This is a genomic window from Nostoc sp. (genome assembly GCF_036917235.1).
Taxonomy (GTDB): Bacteria; Cyanobacteriota; Cyanobacteriia; order Cyanobacteriales; family Nostocaceae; genus Nostoc.
In genome coordinates this window covers 68,410-86,429 of record NZ_JBALDU010000019.1, presented here as the reverse complement: position 1 = coordinate 86,429, position 18,020 = coordinate 68,410, and the positions used below count along the sequence as shown (strand labels likewise).

Below are 18,020 nucleotides of genomic sequence, written 5' to 3'. Positions count from 1 at the left end.
CAGAAATTCGTAGCAGGATAGAGAGTCACAGATGGCTAAGGTAGCATTGTTAATTGGGGTTGGCGAATATGGAAATGGTCTTTCTTCCTTAACAGCGGCTCCCAAAGATGTAGAGGCGATACACGAAGTTTTAGAAAATCCAGCAATCGGCGGTTTTGATCAAGTGACACCACTGATTAATCCTGAGCGACAGGCTATGGAAGAAGCAATTTATACATTGTTTGCAAATCGTAAAAAAGATGATCTCCTGCTACTTTTTTTCTCTGGTCATGGAGTGAAAGATGATAGTGGCAATCTTTATTTGGCTGCTCATAATACCCGCAAAGAACAAGAAGCACTCGTTCAACCTACAGCAGTAGCAGCGAGTTATGTACAAAATATTATGAGCAGTAGCCGCTCGAAGCGACAAGTAGTGATTCTGGATTGTTGCTTCAGTGGCGCTTTTGCCCAAGGAATGACTGCCAAAGATGATGGTTCTGTGCCTGTCAAGCAACAATTAGGTGGAGAAGGACGAGCTGTTCTCACATCTAGTACGTCAACTCAGTATTCTTTTGAGAGTCAGCGTTTTGACCTCTCAGTTTATACGCATTTTTTAGTTGAAGGTATTAAAACTGGAATAGCAGATAAAGATCAAGATGGAGCAGTTTCTATTGATGAGTTGCACGAATATGCTAGCGAAAAAGTACAAGAAACTGCTCCTGGCAAAATGAAGCCTGAAATTTATCCAATTAGAGAAGGCAGTAAGATACTACTGGCTAAAGTCCGAGTTGAAGATCCAAAGCTGAAATATCGCCAAGATGTTGAAGATCGCCTCAAAGACAGTAATATTCCTCCTATTGCCCGCAAATTGCTAGACCTCAAACGAGATAGTTTGCAACTAACTCCTGAAGAAGCTGCTGTTATTGAAACAGAAGTTCTCAAACCGTATCGAGAGTACGAGGCAAAATTGCAGCAATACGAGCAGGTGTTATCTGAAGCAATTCAAGCTGAAAATCCTATAAGTAAGTACACTCGCAACCAGTTAAAAGACTATCAAAAATTTTGGGGGCTTAAAGATAAGGATGTAGCATTGATTGAAGCGCGAATTACTCCAAACAGAGAATCGATTAATAGTAATGAAAATGCATTTTCAACAGAGGCATTTAGTTTTATAGGAAATAATATTGATATCCCTAACAGCGTTATTTCTGATATTCAAGGCAAACCAAAGATACAATCAATTTCTACAGAATCTCTAATTGATGACTTTAGCGCTACCTTAACAACAGACTGTAGTCAACTACAAGACTTATTAGTAGCAGGTAAGTGGAGGGAAGCAGATCAGAAAACTAGGGCTATTATGCTTAAGTTATCTGGTCGTGAACAGGAAGGCAAGCTCCAAGCAGAAGATTGTAGACAATTATCGTGTGAAAGTCTAAGTGAAATTGACCAACTTTGGGTGAAATATAGTAACGGACGTTTTGGTTTTAGTGTGCAACAGCGTATTTGGGGAAGTCTTGAAGGAAGTAAAAGTTCGGGATACGACACTTTTAAGAGTTTTGGCGATCGCGTTGGCTGGTCTTTAGAAGGAAACTGGAGAAGTCAGGATAACCTAATATTCAGCTTAAACGCTGTTGATGGACATCTCCCGTATTGCAGAGAATGGTTGAATTGGGGTTATTCTAATAAGGTAGTGAATCGATTTTCTGCACTTATATCAAGACTTGAGGAGTGCGGCATTAAACCTGCTATTGTTGGTACTAAACCTGATATCAAGCTAGAAAGTCCAGATGCTACTATTAGTTATCCACAACAATTAGACTACTCTCAACTCTCTGTCTCACAGCCTCAATCAAATTTCACAAAAGTTTCTCAGCACAAAAATAAATTATATATAGTGGCAGCATTTCTGTTATTTGGCTTCATGGGATATTCAATATATCAATCTCTAGATAATTTAGAGAAACCATCTATATCTAAACTTGATAAACAACTATCTGCTAAGAATTGGCGTGATGCAGATAAAATCACTTCTGATATCATACGCCAGTTATCTGGAACACAAGCAGGCTATATTACAAGTATAAACAGCAACAATATTCAATGCGGATATTTAACAAAGATAAATAACCTTTGGGAACACTCCAGCCGTAACTTTGGTTTTCAGAAGCAACGGAATATTTGGGAAAAAGTCAAACCTAACCAAAGTGAATTTGAAAAGAAGATCGACTGGTATCGTAAAACGAATAGTGACCTCATATTTAACGAGACAGCACCTGTGGGGCATCTACCCTCTGCTGGAAAGATGTTCAAGAATAAAGAAGATTATACAAACAAACTTGAAGAATGTTTCAAAGCACAAAAATAAAGGATTTTTATAATTTTCACTATAAACAATTTTCTATAAAGCTTGACCTAAACGATGCATAGCATTACCACATTCCCCAGTTCTATCTGGACTCTTAACTAAATTTTTAGGAAAGATAGGTGTATTTAGTCGCTGTTTATCATCAAGACAAGATATATTACGTCAAAATCGCTCCACCCATTAAGCGCTCATATCGATACTTCAACTCTTCTTTCATCAAATACCAGCGTTCTAAAGTTGCATCCATCTCTATTATTTTCTCCGCTGCTTGCCGCGCTAAAAGTAAAACTTCCTCATCGTCAACCAAACTCGCTAAAGTAAAATCTGGCACTCCAGATTGACGAGTTCCTAACACTTGTCCCGGGCCACGAAAACGCATATCCATTTCAGAGATGAAAAAGCCATCCTGAGATTGTTCCAATACCTTCAACCGTTGTTGAGCATCAGGACTTCTGGAACTGCTCATCAATAAACAGTAAGATTGAGCCGCGCCACGACCGACACGCCCCCGCAGTTGGTGCAGTTGCGATAAGCCAAATCGCTCCGCATTTTCAATGAGCATTACTGTAGCGTTAGGTACGTCTACACCAACCTCGACAACGGTAGTAGAAACCAAAACCTGCGTTTGGTTATCACGAAATTTGGTAATAGATTCGTCCTTTTCGGCTGAACTCATACGACCGTGCAGTAACCCCACTTGAAAATCGGGAAAAACGCTTTCCTGTAACTTTTGATGCTCGTCAACAGCCGATCGCAAATCTAATTTTTCTGATTCTTCCACCAAAGGCAAAACTACATAAACTTGTCTACCTTGGACAATTTCTCGGCGGATGAGATCATAAGCATGGTTGCGTTGTTGACCTGACAATACTGTTGTCTGAATCTTTTGCCGTCCCGGTGGTAACTCATCAATTTGGCTCACATCCAAATCCCCGTGTATCGTCAGTGCTAAGGTTCGGGGAATTGGGGTAGCAGTCATAGTTAACACATGAGGTTGATTGCCTTTTTGCTGCAAACGTGCCCGTTGTTCTACCCCAAAGCGATGCTGTTCATCTATCACTACTAACCCTAATTGCTGAAAGTTTACAGGGTCTTGAATCAAGGCATGAGTTCCCACTAACAGAGGTAATTCACCAGTTCCTAACTGAGAATGTATTTGTCTTCGTTTAGCCGCTTTAGTCGAACCTGTAAGTAATTCCACTGGTAAATGCAAGAGGTTAAACCAACCAACTAACTTGCGATAATGTTGTTCTGCCAAAACTTCTGTGGGAGCCATCAGCGCCGCTTGGTAGCCAGATTGAATTGCTGCGAGGATAGCTAACACGGCGACGACTGTTTTACCAGAACCGACATCACCTTGCACCAAACGATTCATTGGCACAGGTTTTTGCAAGTCGTTGAGAATATCGTTGAGAACTCGTTGCTGTGCGCCAGTGAGTTGAAAAGGCAGTATTTCGTAGAATTTCTCTACAAGTTGACCGCGTGGAACGAGGATGGCGCTGGTTTGAATCGCCCTTGCTTGCTGCTGACGTTGCAGTAACCCAAGTTGGAGGTAGAAAAATTCATCAAAAACTAGGCGACGACGGGCAACTTGTAGGGCGGCGCTATCGCTGGGAAAATGGATATTAGCGATCGCATCTTTCAATTCCATCAAACCATACTTCTGTCGCAAACCACTTGGCAAAGGATCTTTCAGGTTAGCCGCAGCAGGTAAAGCAGCAATTACCGCCTGTCGCACTGTATTTGCCACCACGCCCTCAGTTAGTCCATAAATTGGTACTACCCGCCCAATATTTAGCGACTCAATCGAATCTCCTGGATTTGCCAAAACCTCTAATTCTGGATTATCCAGTGTCAAGCCATATTTACTTTCTTTCACCAACCCACACGCCGCCAGAATGCTACCTACTGCATAACGGCGTTTTAAACTTTCTTGCCAAGCGCGACTGCTAAAGCGCGTACCTGCGTAAAAACGACCAATTTTGATTTGACCGCTGTTATCTTTTACTACTAGTTCTAAAATTGATAATTTCTGATTTTTAGGGCTAGTAAAGCAGTTGCAACGCTTCACTGTAGCTACTATTGTCACCGTCTCACCCGCCTGTAACTCGCGGATATTCACCTGACGCGCATAATCAATATGGTCACGAGGATAGTAGAAAAGCAAGTCGCGGACGGTATGTAAACCAAGCCGTGCCAAATTATCAACTTTTTTAAAACCTATTTCAGGTAAATCACTGAGTTTTTGCTCAATTTTCGGTGCAAGTCTCCGACTCACCTCAGTAACAATTAGAGATTTTGGACTTCGGCTACGCTCAGTCGAACGATTTTGAACTTTGGATTGATAAGTTTTCCCTTGCTCCCCTGCTCCCCTGCTCCCCTGCTCTCCCTCCTCCTGCTGCTGTAATTGGGAAAGATACCTACGAGTCTCTGCTACTAAATGCTGCCTTTCTTCCACTGCTAGATGTGGATAACTAGCAAATTGCACCGCTAATCCTTGCCAACGGCGGCGTTCAGTATGGGGTAAGCCTGTTGGGAATTTCCCCAAAGTTAGGCTCAGAAATTCACTGAAACGGTATTCTCTGCCCATCAAGTCTGTAAAGCCACGTTCGGCTTCTATTGCCAAGGCTTTGTGCAATCGTATCCAATCTGGTTTTTCATTAGTCATTGGTCAGCAGAGTTAGGAGTTAGGAGTTAGGAGGAGCCACTGCGTTGCGGGGGTTTCCCCCGTTGTAGCGTGGCGTTGACGAGTTAAGAGTTAGGAATAAATAACTCATAACTCATAATTCATAACTCATAACTTTATTCAAACCAACTAGCGCGCCATGCAGCTTCCGCTTCAGCGATCGCCTTTTCTTTATATCTCTTTTTATACTCTCGTCCTAGTTTGTTTAGCTGAACTAAAATACTGCGGATTCGCTTGCGATCTGAGGAAAGTGTCACATCAGCAAATTCAATTTCTCCTAGCCGCAGGTTAATAGCCATGATTTGAGTCAGTCCAGAATCTTCTGACTGTTGCTCATTTTCAATTTCAATTACTAAATTTAATAAATTGGGTGGTCCTGGCATGACCTCAGCAGATGCTTCTGATGCTGCCGCCGCTGCTGCTAAAATCGGCTCTGGTAATTTTTTCGGCAATACTCCAGTTTTTTGTAACAAAAGATTAGCATCATGCGAAAGTTTTTTCAGTATCTCTTGCGCAACCTCTTCTAATTTCTGTTGCCATTTTGCCAGTTCTATCGGATCGGAGGTGTTGGCAGTGAGATACTGAGAATTAGAAGTGTTCAGAAATAGTGAAGATGAAGAGGGTGTTACTCCCTCGTCCATCTCATCCATTTCATCTCCCTCATCCATCTCATCTACTTCATCTTCCCCTGACTCTTCGCTTGTAAGATAAATGAGCAATTGTTCAGCTGCCAGTTGACCCAACTTACGAATAGCTTGTTGCAATTGTTGGCGCTGATTCAATGACAAATGCAGAAAGTTTTCGGGATATCCTTGGGTACAGAGGTGGTAACTCGCGAGAATCAACTGTTTGCGTACAGCTAGCCCCAAGGTATTTAGATAACTAGCATAAGCGCTTTGTAGTTCGATTGCGATCGCCCGGATCGCTTCTTGGAGTGCTGTAATATCCTGCTCAATTCGCTCGATTGCTCTTGCCATATTTTTTCGCTCTTGCCCATCTGAACCATTAAATAGTACAAATGTACAAATTTATTTTAAGATAACTTTCCAGAGAATTTTATATTTTAAGTTAAATCCGAAATTTTCTGTCTTTACTAAATGAAAGACAGGTCAGGCTATTTGCTTGACCTGTCTTTTAAGCAGTTAAGAATTAAGAATTATAAGTTATGAATTATGAAGCTAACTTCCTATTAACTCCTAACTCCTAACTCCTAACTCCTAACTAATATTACTTGGTGCCCATTTGTGCAGCGACTTCATCAGCAAAACTGATTTCTTGCTTTTCAATGCCTTCGCCCAATATATAACGGACAAAGCGAGTCACTTGAATCTCTTCGCTTAATTGTGCCTTCACTTGCTTTATCAAGTCTTCCACAGAAATACTCTGATCGCGAATGTAAGGCTGGTCGAGCAAAGTCAATTCTTTCAGGCGTTTTTCAATCCGTCCCTGAACAATCTTTTCTTTGATGTTTTCAGGCTTGTTCGCCAAATCATCCTTGCCCATTTCAATGTCTTTTTCCTTTTGGGCAATTTCGGCGGGGATTTGGTCTACGCTCACATACTCGACATTAGGACAAGCCGCAACTTGCATTGCAGTGTTCCGTGCCAAGGTTTGGAACTCTGAATTAGCAGCCACTGACTCAGTTTGGGAACCCAGTTCTACTAATACACCAACTCGACCACCAGTGTGAATGTAGCTATCTACTACGCCTTGTGTGCCTTCTGCTATTGCAAAATTAACAAAGCGGCGCACTTGGATGTTTTCACCAAGAGTAGCAATGGTTTGCTTGATGGATTCTTCTACAGTCGCACTTTCATTCTCAATATAGGGTTGAGCCAGCAAAGATTCAACACTATCAGCTGTCGCTGCTTGCTTTGCTAGATTCTTAACTAAAGCTTTAAAAGCCTCGTTACGAGCAACAAAGTCGGTTTGGCAGTTGACTTCTATGAGTACACCCACTCGACCTTCGGGCTGAATGTAAGTGTCTACTAGACCTTCTGCCGCAATGCGATCGCTTTTTGCTCCCGCCTTAGAGATGCCCTTTTTCCGTAGCCAGTCTGCGGCTTCTTCTACGTTGCCTTCAGTCTCTATCAGCGCCTTTTTGCAGTCCATCATGCCAGCACCAGTTTTTTGGCGTAGCTCTTGGACGAGTTTTGCAGATATTTCCGCCATGTTGCCTCAATTCCTAACTTGACCTCGAGTTGTAATCACTCACCTAATTTAGTACTGAGTACTGAGTTTTGTTAGCGTTAACAGGGCGTTTAGCCCGTGCTGAGTTTTGAGTGTTCAGTTATCAATTTTATTCTTCATTGACAAATCACAACTTACAACTTCAAAAATCAAGACTCAGCAAATTGAATAGTGCTGAGTCTTTCTATCTTACTCAGCACTCAGCACTCAGCACTCAGCACTCAGCACTATTCTTCTGTTTCCTCATCGGGAATTACGGCATCAGTATATTCGGTTTCTTCGTAGTCATCGTCATACTCACCACCGTCGTAATCTTCGTCATACTCTTCAGCATCTAGCTGACCGTGACGACCTTCATAAATGGCATCTGCCAATTTTCCGACTATCAGCTTAATTGATCTGATAGCATCGTCGTTTGCTGGGATGGGGATATCGACTACATCGGGGTCACAGTTTGTATCCAACATGGACACAATGGGAATACTCAGCTTTTGGCATTCTTGAACTGCGTTATATTCGCGGCGTTGGTCTACAATTACCACGATATCGGGTACTTTCCGCATTGTTTTAATGCCGCCCAAGTATTTCTGAAGCTTCGTCATTTCCCGACGTAGCATTGATGCTTCTTTTTTCGGCAATAAATCTAGTGCGCCAGTTTCTTCACGGCGTTCTAAATCTTTCAGGCGGTCAACCCGTGTTTTGATGGTTGCCCAGTTGGTCAACATTCCGCCCAACCAGCGTTGGTTAATGTAGTGGGAACCACAACGGCTAGCTTCTTGGGCAATAATTCCAGCTGCTTGGCGCTTAGTGCCGACGAAAAGAAATTTCTTCCCTTGTTCTGCGTGCGATCGCATATAGTTGTAAGCATTATCCATCAACTGGGCAGTTTGCACCAAGTCGATAATATGCACGCCATTGCGGGAAGTATAAATGTAGGGAGACATTTTTGGGTTCCAACGGCGGGTCTGATGCCCAAAGTGAACCCCTGACTCCATCATTTGAGCCAATGAAACTACTGGCATATATTTTTCAACTCCGATTCGGGTTAAACCTCCATCCAAGTGTATTTCCCAATCGGGAAACACCCGAATTCTTAGATGTGCGAGATTAGTTAACCATACTAGGTTAGCATATTCTGAAGAGTTGTAGTTGCTTGACCGAGTGAGGTTAAGAAAACAGTGCTGCCTACTCAACAATCGGGCAGCACTTAGTAATGAAAATCTTGCTTTTTTAAAGGTCTACTCGCGGTCTTCTCGATCTTGGGGTTTGGGTTTTTGTCGCCCTTGTTCGATCTGATCGTCGATAGTTTCTCTCATTTTGCGATCGGCAGCGTCCATCGCAGAATACTTAAAGCGGTTGATTATGCCACTGAACAAGTTGCCAAAGAATCTTTCAATTTCTTGCATAATTTTATACCTCACTAATTAAAGGTAAATTCTTGACTTGACATTGGTCTTGGACTTTTTAGTGGAAGTTAGAAATAAAACACCAACCTGTCCTTCAAGTATCTATTAGTCTCTTAGCGTCTCTGGGTGCTTAAAGGGCTGGCGGTTTATTTATCCTTTGATTCAGTTTTGCTTGGGAATAACTGTATAAAACAGTCTTCTCAATAAAATCAGTATTGTTGAGACTTACTAGATTGAAACGCGCTAGAGATTTATCTATTGTATTCTGTCTCAGATAATAAATGTAGCAAAAACACAGGTAACAAATTGTCTACTAGTTCAGAACACTTACTACGTCTATGACGAGCGTAGCTATAGCAACTTTTGGTGTATGTTACTCAATAGTATCGGGGTCTACATTGAGCGATCGCAACCTTGCCTTCAACTTTTCTATCTGCAATTCTGCCTGTTCTGCTCGTTGGCGTTCCTGTTCTGCTCGTTGACGTTCCTGTTCTACCAGTTCTTCTGCTTGCTGTCTTGCTAAAACTTCCTGTCGTAAAGCTTCTGCCAGTTCATTTGGGATGAGTAATTTTTCCCCCTTATTTTCTCGATAAAACCCAATTAGTTTTCCCTCAACCACCAAACGCAGTTGTAATGGTTCACTGCGTCCATCCTCTATAGGTTCGTAGATTTCTCCCCGCAAGCGATAGCCACGTAACTGTTGTTCCACCCACTCGCTTTTAGGGTCAAATAGCCAGTATTCCTTGACGCCTAGCTGTTCATAAAGGGTCTTTTTGAAGATTTCGTCTTGTCCCTTAGTCCCAAAAGATGTCATTTCAAAAATAACTGTGCGTACTTGCCCCTCTTCCCAGGTTTTATAGTTGTCCCGACCGCCAGGTGCAACATCAAAAATCACCATCACATCTGGGGCTACCCGCAATTTGGGAAAACCCTGTGCATAGTAAAGAAATTGATTTCCTAATACTGTTGCCTGACGATTTGCCAGATACTGTTTCAGGACTTCTAAGGTAGTTAGTAAAGCATAAAGGTGGTCGTAGGTTTCTGCCACTGGTTGACCATCAGCACTGGGGTAGAATATTTCTGATTCGACACTAACAGGTACAGTAGCCGTCATGGTTATAAAATCAGTGCTACGAGATTATTGTAGAACAACTCTAGTTCTTCCTAACTTGAGATGTGCAAGCTTTTCAAAATATAACTAGATAACTCACAAAATCCTTCGCCTTCAGCAGCAGTGGTAATGTAAGCAGGCTGATATTTCAACTGATTCACATATTCCAGGACATTTGCCACGCCTACAGAAACAGGAAAATAATCCCGATTAAATAAACTTTCATCATTGGGGCTATCGCCCACAGTGACAATTTGTTCTGATGAATACTGGGGCAAATATTCACGCAATACCTGCAACAATCCCACAGCTTTATCTTGTCCTTGGGGTTTAATGTGACACTGCACATTGCTATAGGTAAATCCCCAGCCCATTTGTTGACAGAGATTATCTAGGGTTTGTAGTTCGTCTTCACGCAAACCAGCTACATCAAAAGTCCAGTCGGTGACGCGAAAGCGATTATCAGCAGATTCTTGGATTTGGGGAAATTTAGTTTGTAAATTCTCAAAAGCCTTAGCCAAGTGCTGGCGATGTTGAATTAAATCAGGAATGGGTGTTAAAACTACTGGTTTCTGATTTCCAGGTGGAAAGTACAAACCGCCATTTTCCGCCATCCCACCTGCTACTGGCATCAAACTACTCAATCCACTTACCCACCCAGCAGAACGTCCAGTGACAATTAGCACTTTAATGTCAGCTGCAGCTAAATCCTCTAAAGCTTGTAGCAGTGCTGGAGTAAATTTTCCTCGTCTAGTCAGGGTGCCATCCATATCTGTGGCTATCAGACGAATCTTGCTAAAGCTTGTAGATGAAACCTCAGATAGGGGAGCGAGGCTCAAATGTCTGGACATATACGGTTTGTAAAAGGCTGTAAAAATTATTAATGATACAGCAAGATGACCTTGAAGATTTGGGCATCCTAAACATCAGGAGTCAAGTTTTTCAGTTTCCCACCATGTCCACTTCAATGTTTCTTGCCCAATCCTCTGGGAAAAAGGCTACTAAAAAGGCATCCCAGGAAGTGCCAGCAAGTAATCCTCAAATACCACCATTACTGTTGGTAACTTCTGGAGGACTGGCTTTAGTGGTGATTGCTTTGATTGTGTATATTAAACTCCAGAAGGATAAGCTGGAGAAAAAACTTAAGTTTGAACAATTCCGCGCGCGAGAACTAGAGAAAAAGTTTAAGCTGGCGCTGGAAACAATTCGCAAAATGGAAACTAATCCCGATTTGGTGAACTCACGGGACTTTAACCTGGATTATCTGCGAATGCGGATGTCAGAGGAGGTGTTTCATTTTGCAATTCTTAATCAAATAAAGATTCAGATTAAAGAAAAAATTTCTCAAGCCCTGCGTCCAAATCAAGCCCAACAAGGATCAGTTGGAATTGCTAATAGTGCTGGACGGCAAGTAGATGAAATTTTTGATGTCGAGTATGAGACTGGTAGTCCAGGAAATTCTGCTAAACGGGTGCTGTTTCGGATTCAAATCAAGTTAATGAAATTACCGACGCAAGCAACTTCTGCGACTATTAGTCAAATTATTGACTGTGTAGAAACTTACCTAAGCCCCATAGAAGACGAAGATAGTTGGCAACCAATAATTCAAGGTCGGATTGCTACCATGCATTGGGATCAAAAGGCTAAACCTACGCCTCTACTTGTTCTGGAACAATCGAATGAAGGGGTGAATGTAACTTTCCGTACCAGTCGCCAACCAAATACTCCAACTCCACCAAAGTCATCTGGAATTAAAAAATCAGGCTCGGCTAGACAATAAATTATGGCTGTCATTGGTCATTGGTCACTTGTACTGAGTTTCGACTGCGCAGTAATCGAGCGAAGTCGAGATTCAACTACCGCTTAGTTGTTGGCGCAGCCTCTCCAAGAGTTGTATTGGTCATTCACAAAGGACAAATGACTAATGACTAAAAATCATGACTGAATAACTGTATTGGGTGAATTACGGGTTAAAAGACCATCTTCCATTTCGACGATGCGATCGGCTATGTCTAAAATGCGGTTGTCGTGTGTCACCAATAAGATAGTAGTTCCCTGATTTTTGGCTAGACTCTGCATTATTTCCACAACATCGCGTCCTGATTGTTTGTCTAATGCTGCTGTTGGTTCGTCTGCTAGTACCAAAGGAGGACGGTTCACTAAGGCGCGGGCGATCGCAATTCTTTGTTTTTGTCCACCAGAAAGATTGTCTGGGTAGTAATCAACTCTTTCTTCTAGACCAACAGACCCTAGCATGGCTTTTGATTTAGCCATTGCTTCTGCTTGAGAAATATTATCGTTCAATTCCACTGCCATTTGCACATTTTGCTTGGCTGTCAAGAACCCTAGCAAATTGTGAGCTTGGAAAATATAACCAATGTTGCGTCGCATCTGCACTAATTTGCTTTGACTGACGCCAATAAGTTCTTCACCTAAAAATTTTAAACTTCCTTCTTGTACAGACCGCAAACCGCCAATTAAGCTCAGTAATGTTGTTTTACCTGAACCTGATGGCCCGGTCATAATCACAATCTCACCTGGATAAATGTCTAGATTGATGTCAAATAATATCTGTTTTCTCAGTGAGCCTTTGCCATAGAAGTGATTGAGACTTTTAATGGCGATTACAGGTTCTTTTTCCATCATATTTTTGTTAGTTCTAAATTAGTAGTTCCATTTAACTGTATTGACTGTCAGAAATTAAATTTACTTAGTTACGATCGTAAATCAAACTTATTATGAATATCTTTTAATTAATACAATATTAATTAAAAGATATCTGCTGGATCGGCAGAACGTAATTTTCTAACTGCGATCGCACCAGAAATAATGCACATTAGCATAGTCAAAATCAATACCATTGTCGCTCGTTCAAAACTCATAAAAACTGGTAAAAGTGTGGCATTCCTGGCACTGTCATACATAAACAAGGCAAAAACTATTCCAGGAAAATATCCTAAAACGGCTAATAATAAAGCTTCTTGAAGAATGACCGTCAATAAATAGTTTTGTGTGTAACCTATCGCCTTGAGAGTAGCGTACTCAGCTAAGTGATCTGCAACTTCTGTATATAGAATTTGATAAACAATGACAGTCCCCACAATGAAACCCATGACAGTCCCTAATGTGAAAATAAAGCCAATAGCTGTACTATTCGCCCAGTAACTCCGCTCAAAATCAATAAATTCTTGTTTAGTTAAAACATTTACTTCATTAGGTAAATACTTTCGTAATTGTTGGGCAACAACATTAGCATCTGCTCCCGGCTTTAATCTAATTAGTCCAATATCAATTAATCCTTTTTGACGATTGCTGAATATTCGGAAAAAGTTGAGATCGCTCGTAATTAAATTACCATCTGCACCAAATGATGCACCTAATGTAAAGAGTCCTCCTACTTTAATTCGCCGCCTTCGTACTTCTGCTGTTACAGGCTTTCCTTGGTCATAATTAGCAGCGATCGGCCCATACTCTACCCTAGAAGAACGGTCAAATAGAACGACATCAGGTAGTTTAAGTTTATCTAAATTTTCCTGAACTCCGGGTAAGTTAACTAGGTTAGTTTCTGGGTTCATTCCAAAGATTAGGATACTCCGAGGACGACCTGTTACAGGATTTTTCCAGATTGTAAAGTCTAAATAGATCGGATGTACTGATTGAACTGCGGGTAACTCTAAAGCTTTATATAATCGTCGTTGAGAAAAGCTTCTCATCGCCAATATAGCGTTAGATTGACTATTAATTAAAACAATATCGCCTTGCAAGCTGTTATGGAATCGAACGTTACTATAATACAGAGCATCCCGAAAGCCGAGTTGCATAAACATTAAAATATCAGCAAAAGCAATTCCTGCTAAAGCTACAGCCAGGCGAGTTTTTTCCCTTGTCAGTTGTAGCCACGATAGAGGTATTTTTTGATTCATTTTATAGGCGTCTCAACAAGTGTAGCGATTTTAGATTTTCAACCCATGATGGTGACACCCCTACCAGATTGATAGAATGTTTAAAATTGATTAAACAGACCATTCAAGAATATTTTTAATCCAAAATATCAAATGATGGATTAGGATTACTGCTCACCGACAACTTAATTAATTATTAATATCCACAAGAACTTTGGCGTAAGTTAAACCAGAAACTTTCTGGCTATCTTCTGGAGACAGAGCGATTTTAACTTCTACAACTCTGGCATCCACATCTGCGGCTGGATCTGTATTCAGCACATCTTTTTTACCAATTTTTCTGCCGATTTCAGTGACAGTTCCCTTTAATTCACCGTTAAATGCACCGTTATCACTGGTGATAGTAGCATTTTGACCAAGACGCACTTTGCCAATGCTATCTTCGGCGACTTCAGCAATTACAAACATTTGCTTGGTTTGACCAAGTTCAGCAATGCCATTTGCGCCGATCGCTTCACCCGATTTGGTATAAACTTTTAAAATCTCTCCAGCGATTGGTGCTTGAACGTAGCTTAACCTTAGTTCTGCTTCGGCTTTTCTGACATTTGCGATCGCATTACTAACTTGGGCTTGTGCTACTTGCACATCGGTAGGACTAACATCTAAAATTCTGCTCAGTTTGGCCTTTTCTTCATCGATTTGTCTTTGCAAAGTTGCGACAGTTTTATCGCGGTTAACTTTAGCTTCGATTAACTGCTGTTGCAAAGTTGCTGAATTTTGGATTTGGTTGGCTCTAGCTTCAGCAAGTTGCTGTCGCAAGGTTGCCAATGTCTGCTTTAGGGTAGCTTGGCTTTCAGCCACCTGCTGATTAGCAGTTATTGCACTCAAGCGTCTTCTATCCCGCTCTTGCTGAGAAATAGCACCTTCTTTGTATAAATAATCATAGCGTCCGGCATCGACTTGAGCATTGCGCTGTTCGGCTTGAATACGCACAACCGTTGCTCTGAGAGCATCTCTTTGCCCATTAAGTTCGGCTTCTAGGCGATTCACGGTTGCTTGTTGGACAAGTTTATCACCACTTAACTGAGCTGCAACCCGCGCGATCGTTGCTTGCCCTGCATTCCTTTCGCCAATTAACTGCGCTTGTAAGCGAGCAATAACTGCTCTTTGAGCTTGAATATCTCTTGGAGAGCCAGCCCTGACTTGTGCTAAATTCGCACGGGTTTCTTGGACTTTCGCTTTTGCCTCTTGTAGTCCGGCTATTTGGGTATCGCGGTTGTCCAAAATTGCCACAATTTGACCTTGCTTTACTTGTTCACCCTCTCTCACCAGAAGTTGCTGAATTCGTGACGATGGCGCTAATCCTGATGATGGGGCGGACAATTTAACAACTTCGCCTCGTGGTTCCAAACGCCCCACAGCACTAATGCTATTGGTAGATGGCATTACTGGTACAGATGCAGTTAGTTTTCTTAACTGCTCTATTTTGGCCGTACCTAGTATCCCAGCGGCGATTACTACTGGCACAGCTACAGCGATACCCCACCAAATCTTAGGTTGTTCATGATTTAGTGTCTGTTCACTTGGCTTCGGCTTTTCAGTCACCCTTGACATAGTATGTTGCCTATTTACCTGAATTGTGCTGATGTAAGTAAAAATAAAAAGGTTTTTAATCAACAGCCAGCTGTTAGGACAAACAACAGTGGTTTCAAGCTGGGTATGGCTTAAAAATCCATTGTGTGATGAACGTTCAACACTATGGCTTTACAAAATGGTGTTTTCTATAGCCGCTCATTATGTATGCAATACACTTTGACCTCTCTCCAAACCTCTCTTTTAAAAGGAGAGAGGCTTTGAGGCTTACTAGGGCTTAGGTCTGTATTGAAACTGAGAAACGCTATAGTAGCTGACTATTCAATAACTCTGAGTATTATTGAGACATGAGTGCAATAGGAGTTAGCAGAATTCACAAGCAGTATGAATCTAGATATAAAGACGCTATATATCACGCCTCTACACAAAATCCTAAATTGGTATGATGCGGTACTTAACTGCTACATTGACTACGGCTATAGTTAGTCACAAATTCAAAAGAAACATCAAAAATAGACTGTTGCCTTTGTTGGACACAATCTTGCTACAAAACTTAGTCTTCCTTAAGTCAATCAACGATTAACTAACTAAAAAATGTTTGTTTACCCTGAGCGAAGTAGTTGGCGCAGCCTCTCGTAGAGAAGGGTCAATTTAAACATTCCTAACATCAGAGTTTCCTTAATTTTCTGGTCAATGAGTTAGCTGTCTCTAGTTGTTTACACCTACCAAGACAACAAACCATTTTGTAATATTCGCTTCAAAGACCTTACTATTCTCCCTGTTCTGTTTTGGAACTCCATAAAACTCTCGTTGAATGAATTCTACATTTATCCATTAGCTGAAAACGTAGCAGAGCCTACAGATGAAGGAGATGAGGGATATGGAGGGGATGATTAAGTTGGGAGGTCGAATAAAACTGTGGTCATGTAATTTTCTGCCCAAGCTGGGCCAAAGGCTTTTTCTAGTACGCGGCGGGTTTTATCGTTTTGCTGCTGTTTGGTGCAGTAGTTGTGTTGTCCGGCAAGATTTTGGGTGACTTGTTCAACTGAAACAGGATGTGAGGCGATCGCTTGGGTACAATGAATATCTAAAAATTCTCGCACACGCAAAAGAAACATTGTTTCTTCTTCGGGGGAACTGGGGCGGACAAAGATGCAAAAATCTGAAAAAATATTTCCCCATTCTGGTAATTCACGGGGTTGGGAAAAGTTAAGCACTGTTAACTGTGTCAGTGCCGAAGTATAAGATTCTGGTAAGGTGCGTTCTAATTTAATCGGAGAAAGGTCTGCGATCGCAGCACTAATTTGACCTCTACCCCCAACTAAATCACAACCAAACATCGGCAGGTTGTATTCTGGACGGGGAAACATGACGCAGTGCAAAATATCCAGCATATTGCCGATTTTTGCCAGTTCCAAGTGCATTTTCCGAAACTGGGGCGTTTGATAGCAGCGGTTTTCAATCGTCAGTTTTTCGCCTTCTAGTCTACCTTCCACATACCCCAACTCGTCAGGCAAATGGTAAGGGGATAAATCAAGGTGTTGATGCCAAGCTGCCTCAATACAATCAGCTAGCTGACGAATTAGGGGATGTTGTTGCTCACGCAGCGAGGGCATAGAAGTAAATGACATATTCTAGTTGGGAATGCGATCTAATGGCCAGTCTACAACCTGTCGTGCCATACCTGTTCTGGTCTGCAATATAAGCAAACACTTGCACCCAGCCAACGTAAATTTATAAGACAGATGCTTTTCACAAGGATTATTTATTTTGTAGTCTAGGTTACAGAAATAATTTTAGATTAGCCCATCTGTGAAGGTTAATAGAAAGCTATGAAACTAGATTCTCATAGACCGGATTTTGCAGTGCAAGCAAGAACGCGCAATCTGGAAGGCTTACAGAGGTTCAGAGCTTCTACTTGGGTAAACCTTTTGCAACTTCCCAACCCCTTTAGTTTTGACGAAGCACTTTTATTATGTCCGGTTTCAGCGGATGAGTGGCTAGCCTGGATTCCAGATCATGGCGAAGCAATACTCAATATCAGGCAATTTAGTTATTAGTCATTAGTCATTGGTTAATAACTTTAGACAAGGGACTATTGCTGCCAGAAATCAGTGACATCGTATCCTAATTTACTTAGCATCTGCCGCAGCAGGGGTAAACTGAGTCCAATTACATTGCTGTGACAGCCTGCAATTTTTTCGACGAAGAAACTACCAAAACCCTCAATTGCAAAGGCTCCAGCACACTTGAGTGGTTCACCGGTGGCAACATAAGCTTTAATTGCCTTCTCGCTCATTTGAGCAAAGTAAACTCTTGTAACTTGAGACTTGACTAAAATACGGTTTTGGTCACGGTCAATTAAGGCATGACCTGTGTACAAGTCGCCAAAGTTACCTTGCATTATCTGCCAACGTGCGATCGCTTCAGAAAAGTCTGCTGGTTTGCCGTAAATTTCACCATTGATGGACAAAACTGAATCACAACCCATAATCAAAGCTGATTCAAACTGTGGGGCTACAGTTTCCGCTTTATACTGGGCAAGAGTTTTGACCAATTCTGCTGGTTCGCTTAGTTCAATTTGTGACTCATCAAAATCACTTGCTCGAACTATCGGTTCAATACCAACAGTTTGCAACAAGCGGCGTCGGGCAGGGGAAGCTGAAGCAAGTACAAAAGGTGGAATTTTCATAATCTGAAAAACTTGGTAATTGGGTATGGGGCAATTCAATTTTAGATTTTGGATTAAATTTCAATCTAAAATCCAAAATTTAAAATCTAAAAT

The 18,020-nt window shown here is 41.6% G+C and carries 15 protein-coding genes; 3 read left to right on the top strand and 12 right to left on the bottom strand.

Annotated elements, in window-relative coordinates; all coding sequences use genetic code 11:
- The first annotated feature begins 31 nt into the window (after positions 1–31).
- Complete coding sequence (locus V7K44_RS06110; RefSeq protein WP_334929603.1) at positions 32–2,347, top strand: caspase, EACC1-associated type; 2,316 nt, start codon at positions 32–34, stop codon at positions 2,345–2,347.
- A gap of 157 nt (positions 2,348–2,504) precedes the next feature.
- Here V7K44_RS06110 and recG read toward each other — a convergent pair whose 3' ends face one another.
- The 7 genes from recG to V7K44_RS06075 all read right to left on the bottom strand — a co-directional run bounded on the left by recG (position 2,505) and on the right by V7K44_RS06075 (position 10,591).
- Positions 2,505–5,015, bottom strand: coding sequence for an ATP-dependent DNA helicase RecG (recG, locus tag V7K44_RS06105; protein ID WP_334929601.1), 2,511 nt, complete (start codon positions 5,013–5,015; stop codon positions 2,505–2,507).
- A gap of 134 nt (positions 5,016–5,149) precedes the next feature.
- Complete coding sequence (locus tag V7K44_RS06100; protein ID WP_334929599.1) at positions 5,150–6,010, bottom strand: hypothetical protein; 861 nt, start codon at positions 6,008–6,010, stop codon at positions 5,150–5,152.
- Positions 6,011–6,260: 250 nt separating this feature from the next.
- Positions 6,261–7,205, bottom strand: a complete 945-nt coding sequence (tsf, locus tag V7K44_RS06095) for a translation elongation factor Ts (protein ID WP_334929597.1) — start codon at positions 7,203–7,205, stop codon at positions 6,261–6,263.
- A gap of 245 nt (positions 7,206–7,450) precedes the next feature.
- The gene (gene rpsB, locus V7K44_RS06090; RefSeq protein ID WP_334929595.1) at positions 7,451–8,245 is read right to left on the bottom strand and encodes a 30S ribosomal protein S2; all 795 of its coding nucleotides are present in this window, start codon (positions 8,243–8,245) and stop codon (positions 7,451–7,453) included.
- A gap of 216 nt (positions 8,246–8,461) precedes the next feature.
- Positions 8,462–8,629, bottom strand: coding sequence for a hypothetical protein (locus tag V7K44_RS06085; protein ID WP_334929593.1), 168 nt, complete (start codon positions 8,627–8,629; stop codon positions 8,462–8,464).
- Positions 8,630–9,002: 373 nt separating this feature from the next.
- Positions 9,003–9,743, bottom strand: a complete 741-nt coding sequence (locus V7K44_RS06080; RefSeq protein WP_334929591.1) for a Uma2 family endonuclease — start codon at positions 9,741–9,743, stop codon at positions 9,003–9,005.
- Between the two features lie 50 nt (positions 9,744–9,793).
- Entirely contained in the window at positions 9,794–10,591 is a 798-nt protein-coding gene (locus V7K44_RS06075) for an HAD family hydrolase (protein WP_334929589.1), read from the bottom strand.
- A 104-nt stretch (positions 10,592–10,695) separates the two neighbouring features.
- Between V7K44_RS06075 and V7K44_RS06070 the strand changes: the two genes are divergently transcribed.
- Positions 10,696–11,520, top strand: a complete 825-nt coding sequence (locus V7K44_RS06070) for a hypothetical protein (protein WP_334929630.1) — start codon at positions 10,696–10,698, stop codon at positions 11,518–11,520.
- A gap of 155 nt (positions 11,521–11,675) precedes the next feature.
- On the opposite strand, the gene V7K44_RS06065 is transcribed toward V7K44_RS06070, so the two are convergent.
- The 4 genes from V7K44_RS06065 to V7K44_RS06050 all read right to left on the bottom strand — a co-directional run bounded on the left by V7K44_RS06065 (position 11,676) and on the right by V7K44_RS06050 (position 16,866).
- On the bottom strand, positions 11,676–12,386 hold the full coding sequence (locus V7K44_RS06065) for a DevA family ABC transporter ATP-binding protein (RefSeq protein WP_334929587.1): 711 nt from the start codon (positions 12,384–12,386) through the stop codon (positions 11,676–11,678).
- A gap of 122 nt (positions 12,387–12,508) precedes the next feature.
- The gene (devC, locus tag V7K44_RS06060) at positions 12,509–13,663 is read right to left on the bottom strand and encodes an ABC transporter permease DevC (protein ID WP_334929585.1); all 1,155 of its coding nucleotides are present in this window, start codon (positions 13,661–13,663) and stop codon (positions 12,509–12,511) included.
- A 168-nt stretch (positions 13,664–13,831) separates the two neighbouring features.
- Complete coding sequence (locus V7K44_RS06055; RefSeq protein ID WP_334929583.1) at positions 13,832–15,256, bottom strand: HlyD family efflux transporter periplasmic adaptor subunit; 1,425 nt, start codon at positions 15,254–15,256, stop codon at positions 13,832–13,834.
- Positions 15,257–16,128: 872 nt separating this feature from the next.
- Positions 16,129–16,866, bottom strand: a complete 738-nt coding sequence (locus V7K44_RS06050) for a phycocyanobilin:ferredoxin oxidoreductase (RefSeq protein ID WP_334929581.1) — start codon at positions 16,864–16,866, stop codon at positions 16,129–16,131.
- A 201-nt stretch (positions 16,867–17,067) separates the two neighbouring features.
- Here V7K44_RS06050 and V7K44_RS06045 point away from each other — a divergent pair, with 201 nt between their 5' ends.
- On the top strand, positions 17,068–17,295 hold the full coding sequence (locus tag V7K44_RS06045) for a hypothetical protein (protein ID WP_334929579.1): 228 nt from the start codon (positions 17,068–17,070) through the stop codon (positions 17,293–17,295).
- 35 nt (positions 17,296–17,330) lie between these two features.
- Here V7K44_RS06045 and V7K44_RS06040 read toward each other — a convergent pair whose 3' ends face one another.
- Positions 17,331–17,927 (bottom strand): Maf family protein, encoded by a 597-nt coding sequence (locus V7K44_RS06040; RefSeq protein WP_334929577.1) that lies wholly within the window; start codon positions 17,925–17,927, stop codon positions 17,331–17,333.
- Between the last annotated feature and the right edge of the window lie 93 nt (positions 17,928–18,020).